This window comes from Caulobacter sp. GW821-FHT09B11, assembly GCF_059418205.1.
The window spans coordinates 63,897-83,077 of sequence record NZ_JBWKPK010000016.1 but is presented as its reverse complement, the minus strand read 5'-3'; the positions used below and the strand labels follow the sequence as shown (position 1 = coordinate 83,077).

Below are 19,181 nucleotides of genomic sequence, written 5' to 3'. Positions count from 1 at the left end.
AGGGGGCGCACATACAGAAACGCCGCGACGGCTGTTCAGCTGTCGCGGCGTCTTGCGTCTGAGAGACCCCTCATCCGTCGGCTGGCGCCGACACCTTCTCCCGCAAGGGGAGAAGGAGGCTTAGAATTCTTCCCAGGTGTCGGCTTCGACCTTCAGGGCGGCCGAGCCTTGGCTGGCGAAGGCGGCGGCGCGGGCCTGGGCGGCGCGGGCCGGGCTGGCCGACGGGCGCGAGGCGGGAGAGGCCGCGCGGGGGGCCGAGGCCATCGTCGCGCCGCCTGTGACCTTGAAGCGGCCGACCTGCACGGCCAGTTCGCCGGCCTCGCCCTTCAGCGAGTGGGTGGCGGCGGTGGCTTCTTCCACCATGGCGGCGTTCTGCTGGACGACCTGGTCCATCTGGTTCACCGCCACATTGACCTGGTGCAGGCCGGTGGATTGCTCCTGGGCGCTGGCGGCGATCTCGCCGACCAGGGCGTCGATGCTGGCCACCTGGCTGACGATGGCGCGCAGGGCCTCGCCGGTCTGGCCGACCAGGGACACGCCCGAACCGACCTGCTGGGTCGAGGTCGAGATCAGGCCCTTGATCTCCTTGGCCGCTTCGGCCGAGCGCTGGGCCAGGGCCCGCACTTCCTGGGCCACGACCGCGAAGCCCTTGCCGGCGTCACCGGCGCGGGCGGCTTCGACGCCGGCGTTCAGGGCCAGGAGGTTGGTCTGGAAGGCGATCTCGTCGATCACGCCGATGATGTTGCCGATCTGGCCCGAGGACTGCTCGATGCCGGCCATGGCGCTGACGGCCTGATCGACGATCCGGCCAGAGCGCTCGGCGCCGGCGCGGGCGTCGGCCACGAGGCCCGAGACTTCCTTGGCGCCGGTCGCGGTCTTGCGGACGGTGGCGGTGATCTCGTCGAGGGCGGCGGCGGTCTCTTCCAGGCTGGCGGCCTGCTGCTCTGTGCGGCGCGACAGGTCGTCGGAGGCCTGGGCGATCTCTTCCGAACCGGCGCGGATGCCGCCGGCCGCGCCGTTGATGCCGCGCATGGCCTCTTCCAGGCGAGCGACGGCGGCGTTGAAGTCGGTCTTCAGCTGTTCGGTTTCCGCCGCGAAGCGGGCGGTGATGCGGAAGGTCAGATCGCCGTTCGACAGGTGATCCAGGGCTTCGGCCAGGGCGGCCACGGCGACGGCGTCTTCCTGGGCCTTGGCGGCCTTTTCAGCCTCGGTGCGGGCGCGCTCGCTCTCGGTCAGGCGACGCTGCTCGACGGCCTCGCCTTCGAGGCGCAGCTTGTGGATGGCGGCGTCCTTGAAGCTGAGCACCGCGTCGGCCATCTGGCCGACCTCGTCCTTGCGGCCGACGGCCGGGACTTCGATGCTGTTGTCGCCGCCGGCCAGGCGGCGCATGGCGGCCGTCATGGCCGCCACCGAAGCGCCGACGGTGGCCGACAGCATCCAGCCCATCACCCCGGCGATGGCCAGGGCGACGACGCCGCCGAGCACCAGCGACAGGATGGCGGTGTCCATGGCCGACTTCATTTCCTTGGCCCGCAGCGCCACGCGCTCGCCGGCCGCGGCGGTCAGCTCCTGCTGCACGGCGCGGATCTGCGTCAGGCTCTTGCGGCCCGTCAGCTCGCCGGCGGTGACGCGACCCATCACCGGATCGTTGGCCATGGCCGTCAGGACCGGATCGGCGATCGTCGTGCGCCAGTCGCCCATCGCTCCGCGCAGGCGCTGGATGCGGGCCTTCTGCTCGGCGACGGTGGTCTTGGCCTCGAAGGCGTCCAGCGCCTTGTCGAACTGGGCCGCGTTGTCCTTGTAGGTCTGGGCGAAGTCGGTGTCGCCGAGCAGGGCGTAGGCCCGCAGGGCGTTCTGCTGTTCCAGCACAAGGTTCATCACCGACTGGGCGTCGGTGGCCAGGGCCTGGCTGCGCTGGCTGGAGACGGCGGCGCTCTCGATGCGCTGCAGGCTGGTGAACACCACCGCCGACGAGGCGATGAAAGCGATGATCAGCGCGCTGAACGCCAAGCCCAGCTTCGCCGAAATCTTCAAGTCGTTGAAACGCATCTCGCCCAGCCCTCGACCCATCATTTGATAAGGTGAGGAACTGGGCGATAAAACTTAAGCACAGATTGCAAAATGCGTGAATAACAACGCTATATCAGAAATCTATATGCGACAAAGAACCGCATCACCCATCTGAACAGTCGTAAGTTCACCTCCGAGATCACGGGTACGGGCGCCCGAATCCAGAGCAGCCTTGACCGCCGCCAGCAGACGATCGGCGGCTTCGACTTCCTTCAGCGACCAGCGCAGGGCCATCTCGAACGACAGGATGGCGGCCAGCGGATTGGCCAGGCCCTTGCCGGCGATGTCGGGCGCCGAGCCGTGGATCGGCTCGTAGAGGCCCGGCTTGTTCGGGTCGCCGATGGCGGCCGAAGGCAGCATGCCCAGCGAGCCGGTCAGCATGGCGGCCGCGTCCGACAGGATGTCGCCGAACAGGTTGTCGGTGACGATGACGTCGAACTGCTTGGGCGCGCGCACCAGCTGCATGGCGCAGTTGTCGGCCAGGATGTGCTCCAGCTCGACGTCCGGATACTCGCGCTTGTGCAGCTCGGTGATTACCTGCTTCCACAGCAGGCCCGACTCCATGACGTTGGACTTCTCGGCCGAGTGGACCTTGTTCTTGCGGCCGCGGGCCAGTTCGAAGGCCACGCGCCCGGCGCGCTCGATCTCGCTGGTCGTGTAGAGGGCGGTGTCGAAGCCCTTCTTCTGGCCGTCGGGCAGGGTCTCGATGCCGCGCGGCTCGCCGAAATAGACGCCGCCGACCAGCTCGCGCACGAACATGATGTCCAGGCCCGAGACCAGTTCGGTCTTCAGGCTGGACGCGCCGGCCAGGGCCTCGAAGCAGTAGGCCGGGCGCAGGTTGGCGTAGACGTTCATGGCCTTGCGCAGGTTCAGCAGGCCGGCCTCGGGGCGCAGGTGGCGCGGGGCGTCGGCCCACTTGGGACCACCGACCGCGCCCATCAGCACCGCGTCGCTGGCCAGGGCGCGATCGCGCACCTCGTCGGTCAGCGGCGTGCCGTGCGCGTCGTAGCTGGCGCCGCCGTAGATGGCTTCCTCGACCACCAGGTCCGGCGTGAGCGCGGCCGCGACGCGGCGCACCTCGGCGCAGACTTCCGGACCGATGCCGTCGCCGGGGAGCAGGAGGAGCTTGGCCATTTCAGATCTCTCGATAGGCGGAAACGTCGAAGGAGGACATGCGGCGCTCGTGCACGCCGAGCTCGGCGCAAGCCGCGCGCCACGCGGCCATATGCGGCGAAGCGCGATGGAAGGCCAGCGCCGCTTCGTCGGTGAAGTGCTCGTAGACCCGGATCAGGCCCGGATCGAGCGGATCCTCGGAGAGGGCGTAGTCCAGGCATCCCGGCTCGCCGCGCGATCCGGCCACCTGGGCGGCCAGGTGTGGGCGCAGATCCGCCAGGCGCTCGGGCGCGATGCGGATGGTGCCGGCGAGGATCAGGGTCATGATTACCGCTCTAAAACGTCGTCATCCCGGACGGCGTAGCCGATCCGGGACCTAGGGGCCACTGCACTGCGCCGGCTCCTGGGTCCCGGCTCTCCGCTACGCTGCGGCCGGGATGACGCACGTTTTTGCGATCGCCTACTCCAGCCAGGGCTGGCCGATGGCGCGCTTGCTTTCGAACACGTCGATGTCGGTCGCGTGCTGCAGGGTCTCGCCGATGGCGTCCAGGCCCTTGAGCATCTTCTGCTTGCGCACCGGATCGATCTGGAAGCCGAAGGTCTTGCCCGAGGGCGAGATCACCGTCTGGGCTTCCAGGTCGATGCTGACCATGTGGTTGCCGCCCTTGGCCTCGTCCATCAGGAGCGAGACCTCGTCGGGCGCCAGCACCACCGGCAGCAGGCCGTTGTTGAAGCAGTTGTTGTTGAAGATGTCGGCGAAGCTGGTCGAGATCACGCACAGGATGCCGAAGTCCATCAGCGCCCACGGGGCGTGCTCGCGCGAGGAGCCGCAGCCGAAGTTGTCGCCGGCGATCAGCACCGACGAGCCCTTGTACTCCGGCCGGTTCAGTACGAAGTCGTCGATCGAGTTCCCCGCCGGATCGAAGCGGAAGTCGAAGAACAGGCCCTTGCCCAGACCCTCGCGCTCGACGGTCTTCAGGAACTGCTTGGGGATGATCTGGTCGGTGTCGATATTGGCCAGCGAAAGCGGGGCCGCACGGCCGTCGAGACGGGTGAAGGGCTGCATCTCGCGCCTCTCCTAGTTCTTCAGGGTCTGGGTGATGGCCCAGCGTTCGGTGCGGCCGTTCAGCTGGCCGGTGCTCGGATCGGAAAACACGGTCTTGCTCTCGCAGTCGGCCTTGAGCGGCAGGCCGATCTTCAGGTCGATCTCGTAGAGACAGCCGCTGGTGTTCTCGAACTTCATCTTGGCGAACATCGCCTTCATCTCGGGCTTCTGCGCCTCGGGACCCATCTGGGCGGTCATGGCCTCGATCACCTTGGCGATCATCGCCGTGGTCGACTCCGGATCCAGGGTCCGGCTCCAGCGCACCACGCCGACGCCGCGCGCCTCGTCGATCTTCTCGATCGAGATGGCGCCCTTGGCCTTGATCGCCCCGCCGCCGAACGGGCTGGCGATCTCGTCGTCGTAGGCCAGCGACTTGCCGGTCTCCAGCTCGATGTTCACCGGCACGGTCAGCAGGCCGTCTTCCTTGAGCATGGTGGCGGCCGCCTGCTCGGGCGTCATGCGGGTGAACATGCCCATCGCCGCGTTCAGCGCCTTGGCCACGTTCGGGTCGTCGCCCGCCACGGCCTGGAGCGCCTTGGTCAGCTCGGCCACCGCGGCCGGCCAGTCCTCGATGGCGATCGGCGAAAGGCTTTCGTCGGCCGTGTAGACGTAGGACCGCGACATCATGCCGGCCAGCGCGGTCTGCAGCTTGGCCTGGGCCTCAGCCGAACCGGTCTTGGGCAGTTCGGTCGACATCGGCTTCAGCGTCACGCGATAGCCGTCGCCCTGGGTCTCGATCGTCTTGAGATAGACCGTCCTGCCGCTGATCGGCGAGCCGGCCTTGCCGTCGCGGACGTCCTCGCGGCTCTTGACCACGACCATCTCGACCTGCGTCGTCTGAGGCAGGTCGAGCGGCGCGGCGAAGGTCGAGGCCGCCGCCAGGGCGAGCAGCAGGCTCACGACAGCAGGGTCCGCACGTCGACCAGATGGCCGGCGATCGCCGCCGCCGCCGCCATGGCCGGCGAGACCAGGTGAGTGCGGCCGCCGCGGCCCTGACGGCCTTCGAAGTTGCGGTTGCTGGTCGAGGCGCAGCGCTCGCCCGGCTCGAGGCGGTCGGGGTTCATCCCCAGGCACATCGAGCAGCCCGGCTCGCGCCAGTCGAAGCCCGAAGCCTTGAAGATGGCGTCCAGGCCTTCGGCCTCGGCCTGTTCCTTCACCAGGCCCGAGCCCGGCACGACCATCGCCTTGACGTGCGGCGCCACGAGGCGGCCGTGCAGGAAGGCTTCCTGCACCACGGCGGCGGCGGCGCGCATGTCCTCGATGCGGCTGTTGGTGCATGAGCCGATGAAGACCCGATCGATCCTGGCTTCCGAGATCGGCTGGCCGGCGGTCAGGCCCATATATTCGAGGGCCCGGTGGGCGGCGGCGCGCTTGTCGGCCGTGCCGAAGCTTTCGGGCTCGGGCACGTTGCCGGTCACCGGAATGACGTCCTCAGGGGACGTGCCCCAGGTGACCATCGGCACGAGGGCCGAGCCGTCGATGACGACGGTGCGGTCGAAGACGGCGCCTTCGTCGGTGAAGAAGGTCTTCCAGTGGGCCACGGCCATGTCCCAGGCCGCGCCCTTGGGCGCGGCGGGCTTGCCCATGACGTATTCGAAGGTGGTCTCGTCGGGCGCGACCAGGCCGGCCTTGGCGCCGCCCTCGATGGTCAGGTTGCAGAGGGTCATGCGGCCCTCCATCGTCAGGCCGCGCACGGCCTCGCCGGCGTATTCGATGACATAGCCGGTGCCGCCGGCCGTGCCGATCTCGCCGATGACGGCCAGGGCGATGTCCTTGGCGGTGACGCCGGGGCCCAGCTGGCCGTCCACCCGAACCAGCAGGTTCTTGGCCTTTTTCTGGCGCAGGGTCTGGGTCGCCAGCACGTGCTCGACTTCCGAGGTGCCGATGCCGTGGGCCAGGGCCCCGAAGGCGCCGTGGGTCGAGGTGTGGCTGTCGCCGCAGACGATGGTCATGCCCGGCTGGGTGCGGCCCTGCTCGGGACCCACCACGTGGACGATGCCGTTGCGGATGTCGCCCATCGGGAAATACTCGATCCCGTTGTCGGCGACGTTGCGGCCAAGCGTCTGGAGCTGAAGGCGCGCCTCCTCGTCGGCGACGGCGTCGACGCCGGCGGCCTGGTTCTCGGTCGGCACGTTGTGATCCGCCACGGCGAGCGTGCGGTCGGGCCGGCGCACGGGGCGATGCGCGGCGCGAAGGCCGGCGAAGGCCTGTGGCGTCGTCACCTCGTGGATGAGATGCAGGTCGATGTACAGGATGGCCTCGCCGTCGGCTTCGCTGACGACGTGGGCGTCCCAGATCTTGTCGTAGAGGGTCTTTGTTGCGCGGGTCATGGCGCCTCGCATCTAGGCCCGAAGCGGTGGCGCGTAAAGCGTGGATGCGCCGAAAATCCGCTGTGTGATCGCCGAGCGACGACCGATCTTGCCCCGGGGGCCCGAAGATCGCCGGAGCGGGCGCACATTTCTTGCCCGATCCCGCGACCGGCGCCGCCCGGAACACCCCTTCCTGGAACGACTAAGGGCGCGCCGGTCGTAGAGACCTGTCGGCGCGCCCTGACATCGTTTTCAACACTCCAGGGGCCGATGGCTCCGCCTGAAGAGGGCCGTCCACTAGAAAGGAGACGGTCTGGAAGCCCGTCGACTGAGCGGCGGGGGTGAAAGCATTCAGCACCCGGAACGCGGTTATGTCAACAAGCGTGCGAACGCACAAAGCTTGACCGTCAGGTCGGCGACCGCTTGCCGTAGCGCCTCATGAATTCCTCGCGGCTGAGCACGGGCTGCGGATTCAGTTCGGCCAGCATCTGGTCGCCCTTGCCGTCGCAGTTCCAGTCGGCGATCACGACGCCGTTGAACGTGCTGTAGATGGCCCCGGCGTCCATCCGCCCGTCGCCGTCCCGGTCGACATAGACGTGGCCGTCCTCGCCCGTCCGGCCGGACTTCAGCGCGTAGAACCCCATGCCCTCGATCTTGCGCAGCGGCATGAGGTCGGCCCGGCGCAGGCGCTCGCCGCCATAGCCGCCGAACACCCACAGCCGCGCCTCGTTGAGGTTCACCAGCAGGCCCATCCGGCCGGTCTTGGCGATCAGCCGGGTCTTGCCCTGGGTGCAGAGCGGCCCGAGCGGCGCCGCGGCGCCCATGACCAGCAGCGCGATCGCCGCCAGCCCCGCCGCCTTCGCCATCCGCCGCATGCCGCCCTCCCCTTCAGCCGAGGCGGCAGACTAGCGCCATCCAAGGCGCGCGGGCGTGACAAATGTCACCCAAAGTTGCATCACGTATCAGCGCCCAAAACAAAAGGCCCCGGCGTTTCCGCCGGGGCCTTCGATGTCCTCGCCGAAGCGGTGAGGCTTATTCGGCGTCCTTGCGGACGTTCGAACGCTCGGCGATACGGGCCGACTTACCGCGACGGTCGCGCAGGTAGTACAGCTTGGCGCGACGGACGACGCCGCGACGCTTGACTTCGATGCTTTCGATGCTCGGCGAGAGCAGCGGGAACAGACGTTCCACGCCTTCGCCGAACGAGATCTTGCGGACGGTGAAGCTCTCGTGGACGCCGGTGCCGGCGCGGGCGATGCAGACGCCCTCGTAGGCCTGAACGCGTTCGCGCTCGCCTTCCTTGATCTTCACGTTGACGCGCAGGGTGTCGCCGGGACGGAAGTCCGGGATCGCGCGGACGGCCAGCAGACGGGCCGCTTCTTCTTGCTCGAGCTGAGCGACGATGTTGATCGCCATGATCATTTCTCCTTGGGCTTACCCGTTTTCGGGCCGCCTTTTGCCTGTTGATTGGCGAGATGCGCTTCCCAGAGATCGGGCCGCCGCTCGCGGGTCGTTTCTTCACGCATGCTGCGCCGCCATTGGTCGACCTTCTTGTGGTCGCCCGACAGCAGCACCTCGGGGATGTCGAGCCCTTCGAACGTCCGCGGTCGCGTGTACTGCGGATGCTCGAGGAGACCGTCCTCGAAGCTTTCTTCCAGCGTGCTCTCGATGTTCCCCAGCACACCCGGGGCCAATCGAACGCACGCCTCGATCACCACCATCGCCGCCGCCTCGCCACCGGCGAGAACCGCGTCTCCGACGGAGACCTCCTCGAACCCGCGGGCGTCGAGCACCCGCTGGTCCACCCCCTCGAAGCGGCCGCACAGCACCACGATGCCGGGCGCCTTGGACCACTCCCTTACGCGCGCCTGGGTCAGGGGCCTGCCCCGGGCGCTCATGTACAAAAGCGGCCGCCCGCCCAGGTCCACGCTGTCGAGCGCAGAGGCGATGACGTCCGCTTTCAATACGGCTCCCGCGCCGCCACCCGCGGGGGTGTCGTCGAGGAAGCCGCGCTTATCCTTGGAAAAGGCGCGAATGTCCAGTGTTTCCAAACGCCACAGGTCGGCCTCCTTCCAGGCGGTCCCGATCATCGAGACGCCGAGCGGGCCGGGAAAGGCCTCGGGGAACATGGTCATGACGGTGGCGGTGAACGGCATGGGCGCGGTTTAGCGGGAGATGGCGGGATTGTCGAAGCCCTGCTCCTCCCTCGCGAAGCGGGGGAGGTGGCGCGCTGCGGATACGCAGCGTGACGGAGGGGGCGAGTGACGGAGCGCCGAGCCTAGCCTCGCCCCCTCCACCACTTCGTGGTCCCCCTCCCCCGCAAGCGGGGGAGGAGCAAGCGACCAAGGGCCGCGCAGGGCTTTTTGGAAAACCGCCCCACATCTGCTATATCCCCGCCTCGACCCCGCACATTCCTCGAATTTCCCGGACCGCCCCTTGAGCGTCACCCTCGACCTGTCCCGCGTCGCGCCGACCACTGACGCGGCCAAGCCGCCCGTCAACCTGTCGGGCCTGACCCGCCCGCAGCTGATCGCCGCCCTGACGGAGAGCGGCGTGGTCGAGCACGGCAAGGCCAAGATGCGCGCCACCCAGGTGTTCCGCTGGATCCACCATCGCGGCGTCACCGACTTTTCCCAGATGAGCGACGTGGCCAAGGAAACCCGCGCGCGCCTGACCGAGACCTTCACGATCGCCCGCCCGGAAGTGGTCGAACGCCAGGTCTCCAAGGACGGCACCCGCAAGTGGCTGATCCGCATGGCCCCGGGCATCGAGGTCGAGACGGTCTATATTCCCTCGGTCGGACGGGTCGGGGCGCTGTGCGTGTCCAGCCAGGTCGGCTGCACGCTGAACTGCAGCTTCTGCCACACCGGCACCCAGCCCCTGGTGCGCAACCTGACGGCCGCCGAGATCGTCGCCCAGGTGCAGATCGCCAAGGACGACCTCAACGAGTGGCCGTCCGACAAGGAAGACCGCCTGCTCTCGAACATCGTGTTCATGGGCATGGGCGAGCCGCTCTACAATCTGGGCCAGGTGGCCGACGCCATCGAGATCATCAGCGACAACGAGGGCATCGGCATCTCGCGCCGCCGGATCACGGTGTCGACCTCGGGCGTGGTGCCGATGCTGGGCAAGCTGGGCGAGGCGACCCAGGCCATGCTGGCCATCAGCCTGCACGCCACCAACGACCCGCTGCGCGACGAACTGGTGCCGCTGAACAAGAAGTACCCGATCGCCGAGCTGATGGCCGGCATCCGCGCCTATCCGGGCCTGAGCAACGCCCGCCGCGTGACCTTCGAGTACGTGATGCTGAAAGGCGTCAACGACAGCCCCGACGAGGCCCGCGCGCTGGTGAAGCTGATCAAGGGCATCCCCGCCAAGATCAACCTGATCCCGTTCAACCCGTGGCCGGGCAGCCAGTACGAGTGCTCGGACTGGGGCGCGATCGAGACCTTCGCGGCGATCCTCAACAAGGCCGGCTACTCCTCGCCGATCCGCACCCCGCGCGGCCGCGACATCCTGGCCGCCTGCGGCCAGCTGAAGAGCGAAAGCGAAAAGGTCCGCGCCAGCGCCCTGCGCAAGCTGTCGATGGCGGCCATGGCCGGGATGCTGGAAGAAGACGCGGACGACGCGGCGTAAATCGCCGTCCACATCCCTATCCGCCCGTCATTCCCGCTCTTGTGGCGGGACCCCCTGGTTCCGCTCGCAGGTGAAGTCCAAGCGGACTGCCTGGCAGTCCGCCCCATCCGCCCCTGCAACTGAAAGAGGGTTTCCCGCCACAAGGGCGGGAATGACGGGAGGATATAGAAGACCCCGAACACTCCCCAGGCGAGCCCTCTACGCAAGACTCGCCGACCCGTGTTAGAGCTTGCCCCTTCAGTCCCCGGGGGTGCGCGTAACCATGCCTCAGATTCAGTCGCCCGAGATCCAGGCCTTCGCCAACGGCCTGCTGACGACCCTGACCCATGTGGGCGTGACCATGGTCATGCTGATCGCGGGGGCGGCCATCTACATCCTCCTGACGCCGCATCGCGAGATCAAGCTGATCCGCGAGGGCAACGCGGCCGCCGCCGTGTCGCTGGGCGGGGTGCTGACGGGCCTGGCCATTCCGCTGGCCGCCTCGCTGGCGGCCTCGACCTCGGTGATCGAGATCCTGCTGTGGGGCGTGGCCACACTGGCGCTGCAGCTGCTCGTCTTCCGCCTGACCGACATGATGCTCAAGGGCCTCCCCGAGCGGATCAACGAGGGCGAGGTCTCGGCCGCCGCCCTGCTGGTCGGCGCCAAGCTGGCCACCGCCATCATCATCGCCGCCGGCGTGGCGGGCTGAGGCGGAGGGACGAACCGGAGCGGGGCGCGTGCATTTCCCCAAGCTTCCAGACTGGCTGGTCTACGGCGCCGTGGTCGCCGCCCTTCTGGTGGTCGCCGTCGGCCGCCAGGAGCGCGCCGACGCGCCTCCGCCGCCGCCGCCCGTGCCCGGCGAGGAAGGCGTGCCGCTGGGCCCCGCCTCGCCCTTCGACCCGTCGATCGTCGTCCAGGTGCCCGACAAGCAGGAGCCCGCCTCGGGCACGGCCTTCTCGGTGGGGACGCAAGGCATCTGGTTGACCGCTCGCCACGTGGTCGACGGCTGCAAGTCGGCCGCGATCCTGGTCGCCGACGGACGCGGCGTGGCCGCCAAGATCATCATCGATCCGCGCTTCGACGCGGCCATACTGACCACCGAGGGCGGCGCCCCGGCCATGCCGATGAACACCGGCGATCCGCGCAAGGGCATGCGGGCCTTCCATCCGGGCTTTCCGCAGGGCCACGCCGGCGAGGTCGCCTCGCGCCTGATCGGCCGCGAGAACCTGGTCATCCACGGCCGCGGCGCCCGCACCGAGCCGGTGCTGGTTTGGGCCGAGGTCGGCCGCACCGACAATCTGAAGGGCACGCTGGCCGGCCTTTCCGGCGCCCCGGCCCTCGACAGCGCCGGAAGGGTGATCGGCGTGACGGTGGCGGAATCCCCGCGTCGCGGCCGCATCTACACCACCGCCCCCGAAAGCCTGCGCACCCTGATCGCCCGCTCGCCCCGCCGCGGCGGCGACACCGGCGTTCCCGAATTCGCCCCCGGCGAATCCATCACCACCGACAACTACGGCCGCATCGCCGACGGCCTGCGGCGGGATCTGCGCGTGGCCCAGGTGGTGTGTTTGGCCGTCTAAGTCCCCTCTCCCCTTGCGGGAGAGGGTGGCCCCCGAAGGAGGTCGGGTGAGGGGTCGCACATACGAAAACGCCGCGACAGCTGATCAGCTTTCGCGGCGTCTTACTTCTGAGAGACCCCTCATCCGTCGCCTACGGCGACACCTTCTCCCGCAAGGGGAGAAGGATCCTCTACGGCCACTTCACCTCGGGCGGCATGGAGCTGAGGATCGACTCCACGTTGCCGCCGGTCTTCAGGCCGAACATCGTGCCGCGGTCGTAGAGCAGGTTGAACTCCACGTAGCGACCGCGCTGGATCAGCTGCTGCTCGCGCTCGTCAGCGCTCCAGGCCTCGCCCATCCGGCGGCGGACCAGGGTGGGATAGATCTCCAGGAAGGCGCGGCCGACGTCCTGCGTGAATTCAAAGTCCTTGGACCAGTCGCCGCTGTCGTGGTGGTCGTAGAAGATGCCGCCGATGCCGCGCGGCTCGTTGCGGTGGGGCAGGAAGAAGTACTCGTCGCACCAGGCCTTGTACTTGGCGTACCAGTCCGGATCGTGCTTGTCGCAGGCGCGCTGGTAGGCGGCGTGGAAGTCGACGGCGTCCGGGAAATCCTGCTGGCGCTGGTAGCCGAGCAGCGGCGTCAGGTCGCCGCCGCCGCCGAACCAGCCCTTGGTCGTGGCGATGAAGCGGGTGTTCATGTGCACGGCCGGCACGCGCGGATTGGTCATGTGCGCGATCAGGCTGATGCCGGTGGCGAAGAAGCGCGGATCCTCGGCCGCGCCGGGCATGGTCTTGGCCATTTCCGGCGGGAAGGTACCGAACACGGTCGAGACGTGCACCCCGACCTTCTCGAACAGCCGGCCGTGCATCATGCCCATCACCCCGCCGCCGCCGGCCGGACGGTCCCACGGCTTCAGCTCGAAGCGGCCCGGCTTGTCGCCGTAGAGCTCGGCGGGGGCCTCGTCCTCGAGCGTCTCGAAGGCGGCGCAGATCTGGTCGCGCAGGCTCTCGAACCAGGCCTTGGCGCGGGCCTTCTGAGCGTCGAGATCGGAAAGGGTGTCGGCTTGTTGCGTCATGAGATCGGCTTAAGCCCAAGCCCGTTTCCAGGCAAATCCGGGAGGCCGCATAAGGGGTTTTGCGGAGGGCTCAGGCCGCCTTGGCGCGGTGATGCAGCTTCAGCAGATCGCCGCGAGCAAAGGTCTCGAAGCCGTAGGTGTAACCCTCGTCGTCGACGAATTCGACCTGGAAGGCCTCGCCCTTGCCCAGCACGTCCACGACCGTGCCCATCTCGCCCTTCCGGAGGTTCAGGTCCGGCCGGTCGATGAGCAGAGCGACGGTGTCGAGTTCGTTGATCATCGGGCTTCTCGCATGACGAACACCGAGGTCAATCGGGTCCGCGATCCGTCGGCCGGAACGATCCAGCCGCTGGTGATCATCGCAGACCGTTCGGAAAATCGGAACAGGAAGTCGATGCGATAACGAACGCCCCAGACATCGACTTCAGCTGGGGATGCATCTTCTGAAGCGGCCGCCGTGCGGAGCGCTTCGATCAGGACCGGCGCGTCATCGCGCGTCAATCCGAGCTTCAGCGCGAAGAGCCGCGCCTTGTGCTTGCCCACCGGGTGGGTCGGCGACAATGCGTAGTCGGTCAGCTTGCGCTGGTCGATCTCCACATTGTCGCCGCCCGGGAGCTTCAAGCCTTACTTGCCGGCGGCGGTGAGCGCGCTCATCAGTTCCGGCACGGCGGCCTTGTAGTCGGCGACCAGGCCGTAGTCGGCGACCTGGAAGATCGGCGCGTCGGCGTCCTTGTTGATCGCGACGATCACCTTGGAGTCCTTCATGCCGGCCAGGTGCTGGATGGCGCCCGAGATGCCCACGGCGATGTAGAGTTGCGGGGCGACGACCTTGCCGGTCTGGCCGACCTGGTAGTCGTTCGGGGCGTAGCCGGCGTCGACGGCGGCGCGGCTGGCGCCGACGGCGGCGCCCAGCTTGTCGGCCAGGGGCTCGATGACCGCCTGGAACTCTTCGGCCGAGCCCATGGCGCGGCCGCCCGAGACGACGATCTTGGCCGCGGCCAGCTCCGGACGGTCCGACTTGACCATCTCTTCGCTGACGAAGCGGGTCTTGGCCGCATCGGCGCCCGAGACGGCTTCGACCGGGGCCGAGCCGCCTTCGCCGGCCGCCGGGAAGGCGGTCGGACGGACGGTGATCACCTTCTTGGCGTCGGACGACTGGACGGTCTCCAGCGCGTTGCCGGCGTAGATCGGGCGCACGAAGGTGTCGGCCGACACCACCTCGATGATGTCGCTGATCGGCGCGACGTCGAGCTTGGCGGCGATGCGCGGGGCGAAGTTCTTGCCGCCGGCGGTGGCCGGGACGAGGATCGCGTCGTAATTGCCCGCGAGCGCCAGGGCGGCGTCCGCTTGGGCTTCGGCGACGCCGTGACCCAGGGCGTCGCTCTCGGCGGTCAGCACCTTGCGGACGCCGGCGATCTTGGCGGCTTCAGCGGCGACAGCCGAGACGCCCGAACCCAGCACCAGAACGTCCACGTCGCCCGACAGCTTCAGGGCGGCGGTGATGGTCTTGTGGGTGCCGTCGCGCAGGTGCGCGTTGTCGTTGTCGGCGATGACGAGAACGGCCATTACAGCACCCCCGCGGTCGTGAGCTTGGAGACGAGGTCGGCGGCGGACTCGACCTTGATGCCGGCCGAGCGCTTCGGCGGCTCGGTGACCTTGACGACGGTCAGGCGCGGAGCGACGTCGACGCCGTAGTCGGCGACGGTCTTCTGCGCGATTTCCTTCTTCTTGGCCTTCATGATGTTGGGCAGAGACGCGTAGCGCGGCTCGTTCAGGCGCAGGTCGGCGGTGATCACGGCCGGCAGGTCGACGTCGAGCGTCTGCAGGCCGCCGTCCACTTCGCGGGTGACCTTGGCGGTCGAGCCCGAGATCTCGATCGCCGAGGCGTAGGTCGCCTGCGGCCAGTCGAGCAGGGCCGACAGCATCTGGCCCACGGCGTTGTTGTCGCCGTCGATGGCCTGCTTGCCCATCAGCACCAGGCCGGGCTGCTCTTCGGCCACGACGGCCTTCAGCAGCTTGGCCACGGCCAGCGGCTCGAGGTCGGCGTCGCTGGTGATCAGGATGCCGCGGTCGCCGCCCATGGCCAGCGCCGTACGGATGGTTTCCTGGGCTTGAGCCGGGCCGATCGAGACGATGACGACCTCGGTCGCCGCGCCCTTTTCCTTGAGGCGCACGGCCTCTTCGACCGCGATCTCGCAGAACGGGTTCATCGACATCTTGACGTTCGCCAGGTCGACGCCCGTCTGGTCGGCTTTCACCCGAGCCTTCACGTTGTAATCGATAACCCGTTTGACCGGGACCAGAACCTTCATCGGTCTACGCCGCCTCCTGGCTGCTCTTTCGAGGTTTCCCCTGCTTGGACAATCGACTTACCGCGTCCGCACAGGTTTGCAAGTTTCCCCTAACGTAAGCGTAATGCTCTTTTTCAGGGATCATTCAAACAAATGTACGACACCTTCCGCGCGTCGTCAGCGCCGCCCGGCGCTTCGCCTCGCGAAATGGGGCTAGCCACATAGCGCGGCCGGTGCTTAAGACGCCGCCATGAACCGCACGATCAACCGCCTGAAGATCATCTTCATCGGCATCTTCCTCGCCAGCATCGTTGGCGTGTTCGGCTATCATTACCTGTGGGTGTGGCCGAAGGCGAAGTGCGAGGCGCGCGGCGGGGCCTGGGCCGGCAAGTGGCTCAAGTGCGGCACGATCTATCCGATCGAGCAGTTGACCGGCCGCCCGGCGAACCTGCCGCCGATCAACACCGACACCACCAAGATGGAAGGCCCGTCGGTCCGGAACCCGGAAAAGAAGTAAGGCCCCTTCGGCGGGTCAGGGTCGGCGGCGGGTCGGGCTCGGCGGATCAGGCCGAGGGCTCGCCCTCGCCTTCGCCCGACTCGGCGCGCTTGGCGGCCTTTTCAGCGGCCTTCTCGGCGGCTTTTTCCGCGGCCTTGGCCGCCTTCAGGCGCTCGCGTTCCTGGCGTTCGAAATTGTAGTTCGGCTTGCGGGCCATGCCGGCTCCCTTTGTAAGAAAGTCCGCGCAGTCAGGCGCGGGCCTTACGCGCGGCGTAGCGTGCGTCGCGCCTGGCCTTAGCTTCAGCGTTGGTGAGCGCCTTACGTTCCTTACGCGCTCCACGCTTGGCGGCAAGCGCTTCTTCGGCAAAAGCGGCCTGAGCCTGGTCTTGCGCCGCCTGCTGCTCGGCGGCTTCCGCCTTTATGAGCGCCCGCGCGGCGGACCGTTCCTTGCGAACGGCGGTCAGTTCGGCCGCGCGCAGGGCGGCGCGGTCTTCGAATTGGGGATCCGTGACAGCCGCCTTGGGCTTGAACTTGGCCAGCAAGGCCGCCTTGGCTTGCGCCGCGGTCTTGAGGCGATCGGCATGGCCGACGTTTTGGAATGAACTCATGAGATCCTTTCAAGAAAACGCCCGCGGGAGGGACCCGCGGGCGAATTAGGACGTCGAGATCAGGCGGCCTGGAGTTGGCCGGCCGACATCTTGCCGCTGCGCTGGTCGCGCTCCAGCTCGAAGGCGACCTTCTGGCCTTCGTTCAGCGAGCCGAGGGTCGAGCGCTCGACGGCCGAGATGTGCACGAACACGTCCGCGCCGCCGTCGTCGGGTTGGATGAAGCCGAAGCCCTTGGTGGAGTTGAACCACTTCACGGTGCCGGTAGCCATGGGAGAGTATCCTTAAGACAGATGTAGCCGCACGGCCGTAATGGTCCGCGCGATCAAATTTTCGGAGAGGTTTTGGGTAGACTCGGGCGCTCGATCCGAAGAACAAGCGTGGAGAGCGGCCGAACCATTTCGATATTCGATCGTAGAAGCATGCGCGCCTGTGGATGAAATAACAAGCGATTTCGAATCTTTTTCATTTCCACAAGCGGGACTGGAACAGTCTCGTTTTCGAAAAACCTCATCGCGACCTGATCGATCGACGCCTTATTTCGATCGATCCGGATCGAATAGCCAAGCTCGGCGTTATCGTCCCCATGCGTAAAGTTCCCCCCACTCCCCGTACGGGCGCCGGCGCCCTGACCATTTCCCGCCAGCGGCAGGACATCGACTTCTCGCTGCTGATCACCGGCGGCCCGGCCGGGCGGCGGGCCGGCAAGGGCAGCCTGACGGGCGAGCCGACCGCGATGCGCGAAGCCTTCCGCGCCGGCGGCGGCCGCCTGACCCTGGACGACGGCGTCGAGCACGACATCGCCATCGTCGCCCACACCGAGGGTGAGGGCACGGTCTACTTCGAACTCCGCTAGTCACCGAAATCGTTCCGCCTCGGCCGGTCAGGCCGGCCGAGGCGTCCGACTCTGTCGCAACATGAGAACAAAATAGGAACTGTCGAAAGCGGGGGCCGGATTGAAGATCACGCCGCCGCCGTCGGCGAAACCGCCCGCCGGGAATTTTCCACCGGTGGGCTTCAACCCAAACCTATTGAACCAAAAGGTATTTCAGACATGCATAGCTTCCAGCCTCTACGCGGCCGGGCGTCGAAACGCGCGATGGCCGTAGCGGCCGCCTTGTGCCTGGCGTCGTCCCTGACCCCGGTCGCGGCATTGGCCGCCAACGGCCCCGGCGCCACCGTCGGCGCCATCCGCTGGGACGCCTGGGTGGGCGGAACCAGCACCAACGGCGTCATCGCCGGCTCGCACATCGGCCTCGAGGTCGAGGGCGCCCTCGGCCCCAACCAGTTCCATGACCGGATCCCGTTCTACGGGGTGGAGACCTCGACCAGCAGCGTCGAGGTGCGCCAGCTGACCCAGGGCCAGATGGACGCCGACATCGCCTACGCCAAGCGGGCGGGCCTGAACTACTGGGCCTTCTGCTACTACGCCGACGGCAGCGGCATGGACATCGCCCGCAACCTCTACCAGGCCAGCACCCAGCGCGCGGGCCTGAACTTCACCCTGGTGCTCGGCCCGGGCTCGATCCCGACGCCGACCCTGGTGACCGAGATGGCCAAGCCGCACTTCCAGAAGGTGCTGAACGGCCGGCCGCTGCTCTATCTGTTCGGTTTCTCGGCCGACAGCTACGCGGCGAACTATGTGGCCGAGGTGCGCGCCGCGGCGGCCACGGCGGGCTTGCCCAACCCGTACATCGTGGTGATGAACCCGACCTCGTCCACCGCCGCGAGCATCGCCTCGACGGTCGGCGCCGACGCGGTCAGCGCCTATGCCGACAGCCCGATCAACGGCGCGGCCTATTCGCAGGTGATCAGCCAGAACAGCGCCAACTGGAACAACCACAAGGCCACCGGCCACAAGGTGGTGCCCTGGGTGACCGCCGGCTGGGACAACCGTCCGCGCGCGCTCTATCCGCAGAGCTTCGTCAGCCCCACCCCGCCGACCAACGCCTGGGCCCAGCAGGCCACGGCGGCCGAGGTGGCGACCAACCTGCAGAACGCCCTGGCCTGGAACCAGAACTTCGCCGCGGCCGCCGACGCCAACACGGTGATCATGTACGCCTGGAACGAGTTCGACGAGGGCGGCTGGCTGACCCCGACGCTGTCCAAGGGGACCGACCGCGTCGACGCCCTATCGAACACCCTGACCTACGCCAGCTCGTCCAACTGGAACGCCAGCCAGTCGGCGCGGGGAGCCTTCGACGGCGACCCGTCCACCAACTGGCAGGCCGCCTCGGGAACGGCCTTCGCCGGCCAATGGGTGGAGATCGACTTCGGCAAGGACTCCACCTTCAGCCAGGCGACGATCAGCGAGTATGGCGCCCGCACCACCGGCTACCGGATCGAGTACCTGAACGGCTCGACCTGGAAGACGGCCTATACCGGGACCGGCATCGGCGCCTCCAGCACCGTGACCTTCCCGGCGGTGACCGGCCGCAAGGCCAGGCTCTACTTCACCTCGGGCATCGACACGCCGATCATCTACGAGGCCGCTCTCAACGCCACGCCGAACGTCTCGGCCAACCTGGCCCTCAACCGCTCCTACACGGCGTCCTCGCAATGGGACGCCACCCAGGGCGCGGCCAAGGCCTTCGACAACGATCCGAACACCAACTGGCAGGGCAGCGGCGCCAACATCGCCGGGACCTGGCTGGAGGTCGACTTCGGCGTCCGCAAGCCGTTCAACACCGCCACGATGTCGGAGTTCGGCGATCGCACGGGCGGCTACCGGATCGAGTACTGGGCCGGCCCCACGGTCGGCTGGACCACGGCCTATACCGGCACGACCATCGGCGCCTCCAGGACGGTGACCTTCCCGACGGTCAACGCCAGCAAGGCCCGCATCTACTGGACCTCGGGGACCTTCACCCCGATCATCTACGAGGCCTCGTTCGGCCTGAACTGAGGTGAAATCCCTCTCCCCTTGCGGGAGAGGGTGGCCCC

Annotated in this window: 23 protein-coding genes; 6 read left to right on the top strand and 17 right to left on the bottom strand. The window is 67.7% G+C overall.

The features are described 5' to 3' along the window. Positions 1–120: 120 nt before the first annotated feature. From AC07N1_RS13710 to trmD, 9 genes are all read right to left on the bottom strand, one after another. Positions 121–2,049, bottom strand: coding sequence for a methyl-accepting chemotaxis protein (locus AC07N1_RS13710; protein ID WP_494672322.1), 1,929 nt, complete (start codon positions 2,047–2,049; stop codon positions 121–123). Between the two features lie 102 nt (positions 2,050–2,151). Further along, a complete protein-coding gene (leuB, locus tag AC07N1_RS13705) occupies positions 2,152–3,204 on the bottom strand; it encodes a 3-isopropylmalate dehydrogenase (RefSeq protein WP_494672321.1) in 1,053 nt (350 codons plus the stop codon). Position 3,205: 1 nt separating this feature from the next. Next, positions 3,206–3,508 (bottom strand): putative quinol monooxygenase, encoded by a 303-nt coding sequence (locus tag AC07N1_RS13700; RefSeq protein ID WP_494672320.1) that lies wholly within the window; start codon positions 3,506–3,508, stop codon positions 3,206–3,208. Positions 3,509–3,643: 135 nt separating this feature from the next. Beyond that, entirely contained in the window at positions 3,644–4,249 is a 606-nt protein-coding gene (gene leuD, locus AC07N1_RS13695) for a 3-isopropylmalate dehydratase small subunit (protein ID WP_494672319.1), read from the bottom strand. A 12-nt stretch (positions 4,250–4,261) separates the two neighbouring features. Then, positions 4,262–5,188 (bottom strand): hypothetical protein, encoded by a 927-nt coding sequence (locus AC07N1_RS13690; RefSeq protein ID WP_494672318.1) that lies wholly within the window; start codon positions 5,186–5,188, stop codon positions 4,262–4,264. Continuing rightward, the gene (gene leuC, locus AC07N1_RS13685) at positions 5,185–6,618 is read right to left on the bottom strand and encodes a 3-isopropylmalate dehydratase large subunit (protein ID WP_494672317.1); all 1,434 of its coding nucleotides are present in this window, start codon (positions 6,616–6,618) and stop codon (positions 5,185–5,187) included. The genes AC07N1_RS13690 and leuC overlap by 4 nt, the downstream gene beginning before the upstream one ends. 386 nt (positions 6,619–7,004) lie before the next feature. Then, the gene (locus tag AC07N1_RS13680; protein WP_494672316.1) at positions 7,005–7,472 is read right to left on the bottom strand and encodes a hypothetical protein; all 468 of its coding nucleotides are present in this window, start codon (positions 7,470–7,472) and stop codon (positions 7,005–7,007) included. 157 nt (positions 7,473–7,629) lie between these two features. After that, positions 7,630–8,013, bottom strand: a complete 384-nt coding sequence (gene rplS, locus AC07N1_RS13675) for a 50S ribosomal protein L19 (RefSeq protein ID WP_494672315.1) — start codon at positions 8,011–8,013, stop codon at positions 7,630–7,632. A 2-nt stretch (positions 8,014–8,015) separates the two neighbouring features. Next, a complete protein-coding gene (gene trmD / locus AC07N1_RS13670) occupies positions 8,016–8,753 on the bottom strand; it encodes a tRNA (guanosine(37)-N1)-methyltransferase TrmD (protein WP_110122138.1) in 738 nt (245 codons plus the stop codon). Positions 8,754–9,033: 280 nt separating this feature from the next. On the opposite strand from trmD, the gene rlmN reads away from it, so the two are divergent. The 3 genes from rlmN to AC07N1_RS13655 all read left to right on the top strand — a co-directional run bounded on the left by rlmN (position 9,034) and on the right by AC07N1_RS13655 (position 11,792). Continuing rightward, entirely contained in the window at positions 9,034–10,233 is a 1,200-nt protein-coding gene (rlmN, locus tag AC07N1_RS13665; RefSeq protein ID WP_494672314.1) for a dual-specificity RNA methyltransferase RlmN, read from the top strand. 262 nt (positions 10,234–10,495) lie between these two features. Continuing rightward, positions 10,496–10,921: a DUF350 domain-containing protein gene (locus AC07N1_RS13660; protein WP_487292137.1), complete on the top strand. Its 426-nt coding sequence runs from the start codon at positions 10,496–10,498 to the stop codon at positions 10,919–10,921. Between the two features lie 28 nt (positions 10,922–10,949). After that, positions 10,950–11,792 (top strand): S1 family peptidase, encoded by an 843-nt coding sequence (locus tag AC07N1_RS13655; RefSeq protein ID WP_494672313.1) that lies wholly within the window; start codon positions 10,950–10,952, stop codon positions 11,790–11,792. A 169-nt stretch (positions 11,793–11,961) separates the two neighbouring features. On the opposite strand, the gene hemF is transcribed toward AC07N1_RS13655, so the two are convergent. The 5 genes from hemF to AC07N1_RS13630 all read right to left on the bottom strand — a co-directional run bounded on the left by hemF (position 11,962) and on the right by AC07N1_RS13630 (position 15,158). Further along, the gene (hemF, locus tag AC07N1_RS13650; RefSeq protein ID WP_494672312.1) at positions 11,962–12,846 is read right to left on the bottom strand and encodes an oxygen-dependent coproporphyrinogen oxidase; all 885 of its coding nucleotides are present in this window, start codon (positions 12,844–12,846) and stop codon (positions 11,962–11,964) included. Positions 12,847–12,916: 70 nt separating this feature from the next. After that, positions 12,917–13,126, bottom strand: a complete 210-nt coding sequence (locus tag AC07N1_RS13645; RefSeq protein ID WP_494672311.1) for a DUF4926 domain-containing protein — start codon at positions 13,124–13,126, stop codon at positions 12,917–12,919. Then, positions 13,123–13,467, bottom strand: coding sequence for a DUF6883 domain-containing protein (locus tag AC07N1_RS13640; protein WP_494672310.1), 345 nt, complete (start codon positions 13,465–13,467; stop codon positions 13,123–13,125). The genes AC07N1_RS13645 and AC07N1_RS13640 overlap by 4 nt, the downstream gene beginning before the upstream one ends. Before the next feature lie 3 nt (positions 13,468–13,470). Beyond that, the gene (locus AC07N1_RS13635; protein ID WP_494672309.1) at positions 13,471–14,412 is read right to left on the bottom strand and encodes an electron transfer flavoprotein subunit alpha/FixB family protein; all 942 of its coding nucleotides are present in this window, start codon (positions 14,410–14,412) and stop codon (positions 13,471–13,473) included. Continuing rightward, positions 14,412–15,158, bottom strand: coding sequence for an electron transfer flavoprotein subunit beta/FixA family protein (locus AC07N1_RS13630; RefSeq protein WP_494672308.1), 747 nt, complete (start codon positions 15,156–15,158; stop codon positions 14,412–14,414). Before AC07N1_RS13630 ends, AC07N1_RS13635 begins: the two co-directional genes overlap by 1 nt. A 229-nt stretch (positions 15,159–15,387) precedes the next feature. Between AC07N1_RS13630 and AC07N1_RS13625 the strand changes: the two genes are divergently transcribed. Continuing rightward, on the top strand, positions 15,388–15,654 hold the full coding sequence (locus AC07N1_RS13625; RefSeq protein ID WP_494672307.1) for a hypothetical protein: 267 nt from the start codon (positions 15,388–15,390) through the stop codon (positions 15,652–15,654). A 46-nt stretch (positions 15,655–15,700) separates the two neighbouring features. Here AC07N1_RS13625 and AC07N1_RS13620 read toward each other — a convergent pair whose 3' ends face one another. Genes AC07N1_RS13620 through AC07N1_RS13610 form a run of 3 tightly spaced genes read right to left on the bottom strand, consistent with a single transcriptional unit; the run spans position 15,701 to position 16,510 of the window. Then, complete coding sequence (locus AC07N1_RS13620) at positions 15,701–15,850, bottom strand: hypothetical protein (RefSeq protein ID WP_494672306.1); 150 nt, start codon at positions 15,848–15,850, stop codon at positions 15,701–15,703. Positions 15,851–15,881: 31 nt separating this feature from the next. After that, a complete protein-coding gene (locus tag AC07N1_RS13615) occupies positions 15,882–16,241 on the bottom strand; it encodes a DUF6481 family protein (protein WP_494672305.1) in 360 nt (119 codons plus the stop codon). 59 nt (positions 16,242–16,300) lie between these two features. Further along, positions 16,301–16,510 (bottom strand): cold-shock protein, encoded by a 210-nt coding sequence (locus tag AC07N1_RS13610; RefSeq protein ID WP_110120022.1) that lies wholly within the window; start codon positions 16,508–16,510, stop codon positions 16,301–16,303. Between the two features lie 314 nt (positions 16,511–16,824). Between AC07N1_RS13610 and AC07N1_RS13605 the strand changes: the two genes are divergently transcribed. Both AC07N1_RS13605 and AC07N1_RS13600 read left to right on the top strand, forming a co-directional pair. Beyond that, a complete protein-coding gene (locus tag AC07N1_RS13605; protein ID WP_494672304.1) occupies positions 16,825–17,094 on the top strand; it encodes a hypothetical protein in 270 nt (89 codons plus the stop codon). 243 nt (positions 17,095–17,337) lie between these two features. Continuing rightward, on the top strand, positions 17,338–19,143 hold the full coding sequence (locus AC07N1_RS13600; protein WP_494672303.1) for a discoidin domain-containing protein: 1,806 nt from the start codon (positions 17,338–17,340) through the stop codon (positions 19,141–19,143). Positions 19,144–19,181: the final 38 nt, after the last annotated feature.

What these genes read in the sequence shown, in the direction of transcription:
- rplS (WP_494672315.1), bottom strand. Translation starts at nt 8,013, where the DNA reads ATGGCGATCAACATCGTCGCTCAGCTCGAGCAAGAAGAAGCGGCCCGT.
- AC07N1_RS13680 (WP_494672316.1), bottom strand. Translation starts at nt 7,472, where the DNA reads ATGCGGCGGATGGCGAAGGCGGCGGGGCTGGCGGCGATCGCGCTGCTG.
- hemF (WP_494672312.1), bottom strand. Translation starts at nt 12,846, where the DNA reads ATGACGCAACAAGCCGACACCCTTTCCGATCTCGACGCTCAGAAGGCC.
- AC07N1_RS13660 (WP_487292137.1), top strand. Translation starts at nt 10,496, where the DNA reads ATGCCTCAGATTCAGTCGCCCGAGATCCAGGCCTTCGCCAACGGCCTG.
- AC07N1_RS13700 (WP_494672320.1), bottom strand. Translation starts at nt 3,508, where the DNA reads ATGACCCTGATCCTCGCCGGCACCATCCGCATCGCGCCCGAGCGCCTG.
- AC07N1_RS13605 (WP_494672304.1), top strand. Translation starts at nt 16,825, where the DNA reads ATGCGTAAAGTTCCCCCCACTCCCCGTACGGGCGCCGGCGCCCTGACC.
- leuC (WP_494672317.1), bottom strand. Translation starts at nt 6,618, where the DNA reads ATGACCCGCGCAACAAAGACCCTCTACGACAAGATCTGGGACGCCCAC.
- AC07N1_RS13600 (WP_494672303.1), top strand. Translation starts at nt 17,338, where the DNA reads ATGGCCGTAGCGGCCGCCTTGTGCCTGGCGTCGTCCCTGACCCCGGTC.
- AC07N1_RS13635 (WP_494672309.1), bottom strand. Translation starts at nt 14,412, where the DNA reads ATGGCCGTTCTCGTCATCGCCGACAACGACAACGCGCACCTGCGCGAC.
- AC07N1_RS13710 (WP_494672322.1), bottom strand. Translation starts at nt 2,049, where the DNA reads ATGCGTTTCAACGACTTGAAGATTTCGGCGAAGCTGGGCTTGGCGTTC.
- trmD (WP_110122138.1), bottom strand. Translation starts at nt 8,753, where the DNA reads ATGCCGTTCACCGCCACCGTCATGACCATGTTCCCCGAGGCCTTTCCC.
- AC07N1_RS13645 (WP_494672311.1), bottom strand. Translation starts at nt 13,126, where the DNA reads ATGATCAACGAACTCGACACCGTCGCTCTGCTCATCGACCGGCCGGAC.
- AC07N1_RS13625 (WP_494672307.1), top strand. Translation starts at nt 15,388, where the DNA reads ATGAACCGCACGATCAACCGCCTGAAGATCATCTTCATCGGCATCTTC.
- leuB (WP_494672321.1), bottom strand. Translation starts at nt 3,204, where the DNA reads ATGGCCAAGCTCCTCCTGCTCCCCGGCGACGGCATCGGTCCGGAAGTC.
- AC07N1_RS13610 (WP_110120022.1), bottom strand. Translation starts at nt 16,510, where the DNA reads ATGGCTACCGGCACCGTGAAGTGGTTCAACTCCACCAAGGGCTTCGGC.
- leuD (WP_494672319.1), bottom strand. Translation starts at nt 4,249, where the DNA reads ATGCAGCCCTTCACCCGTCTCGACGGCCGTGCGGCCCCGCTTTCGCTG.
- AC07N1_RS13620 (WP_494672306.1), bottom strand. Translation starts at nt 15,850, where the DNA reads ATGGCCCGCAAGCCGAACTACAATTTCGAACGCCAGGAACGCGAGCGC.
- AC07N1_RS13630 (WP_494672308.1), bottom strand. Translation starts at nt 15,158, where the DNA reads ATGAAGGTTCTGGTCCCGGTCAAACGGGTTATCGATTACAACGTGAAG.
- AC07N1_RS13615 (WP_494672305.1), bottom strand. Translation starts at nt 16,241, where the DNA reads ATGAGTTCATTCCAAAACGTCGGCCATGCCGATCGCCTCAAGACCGCG.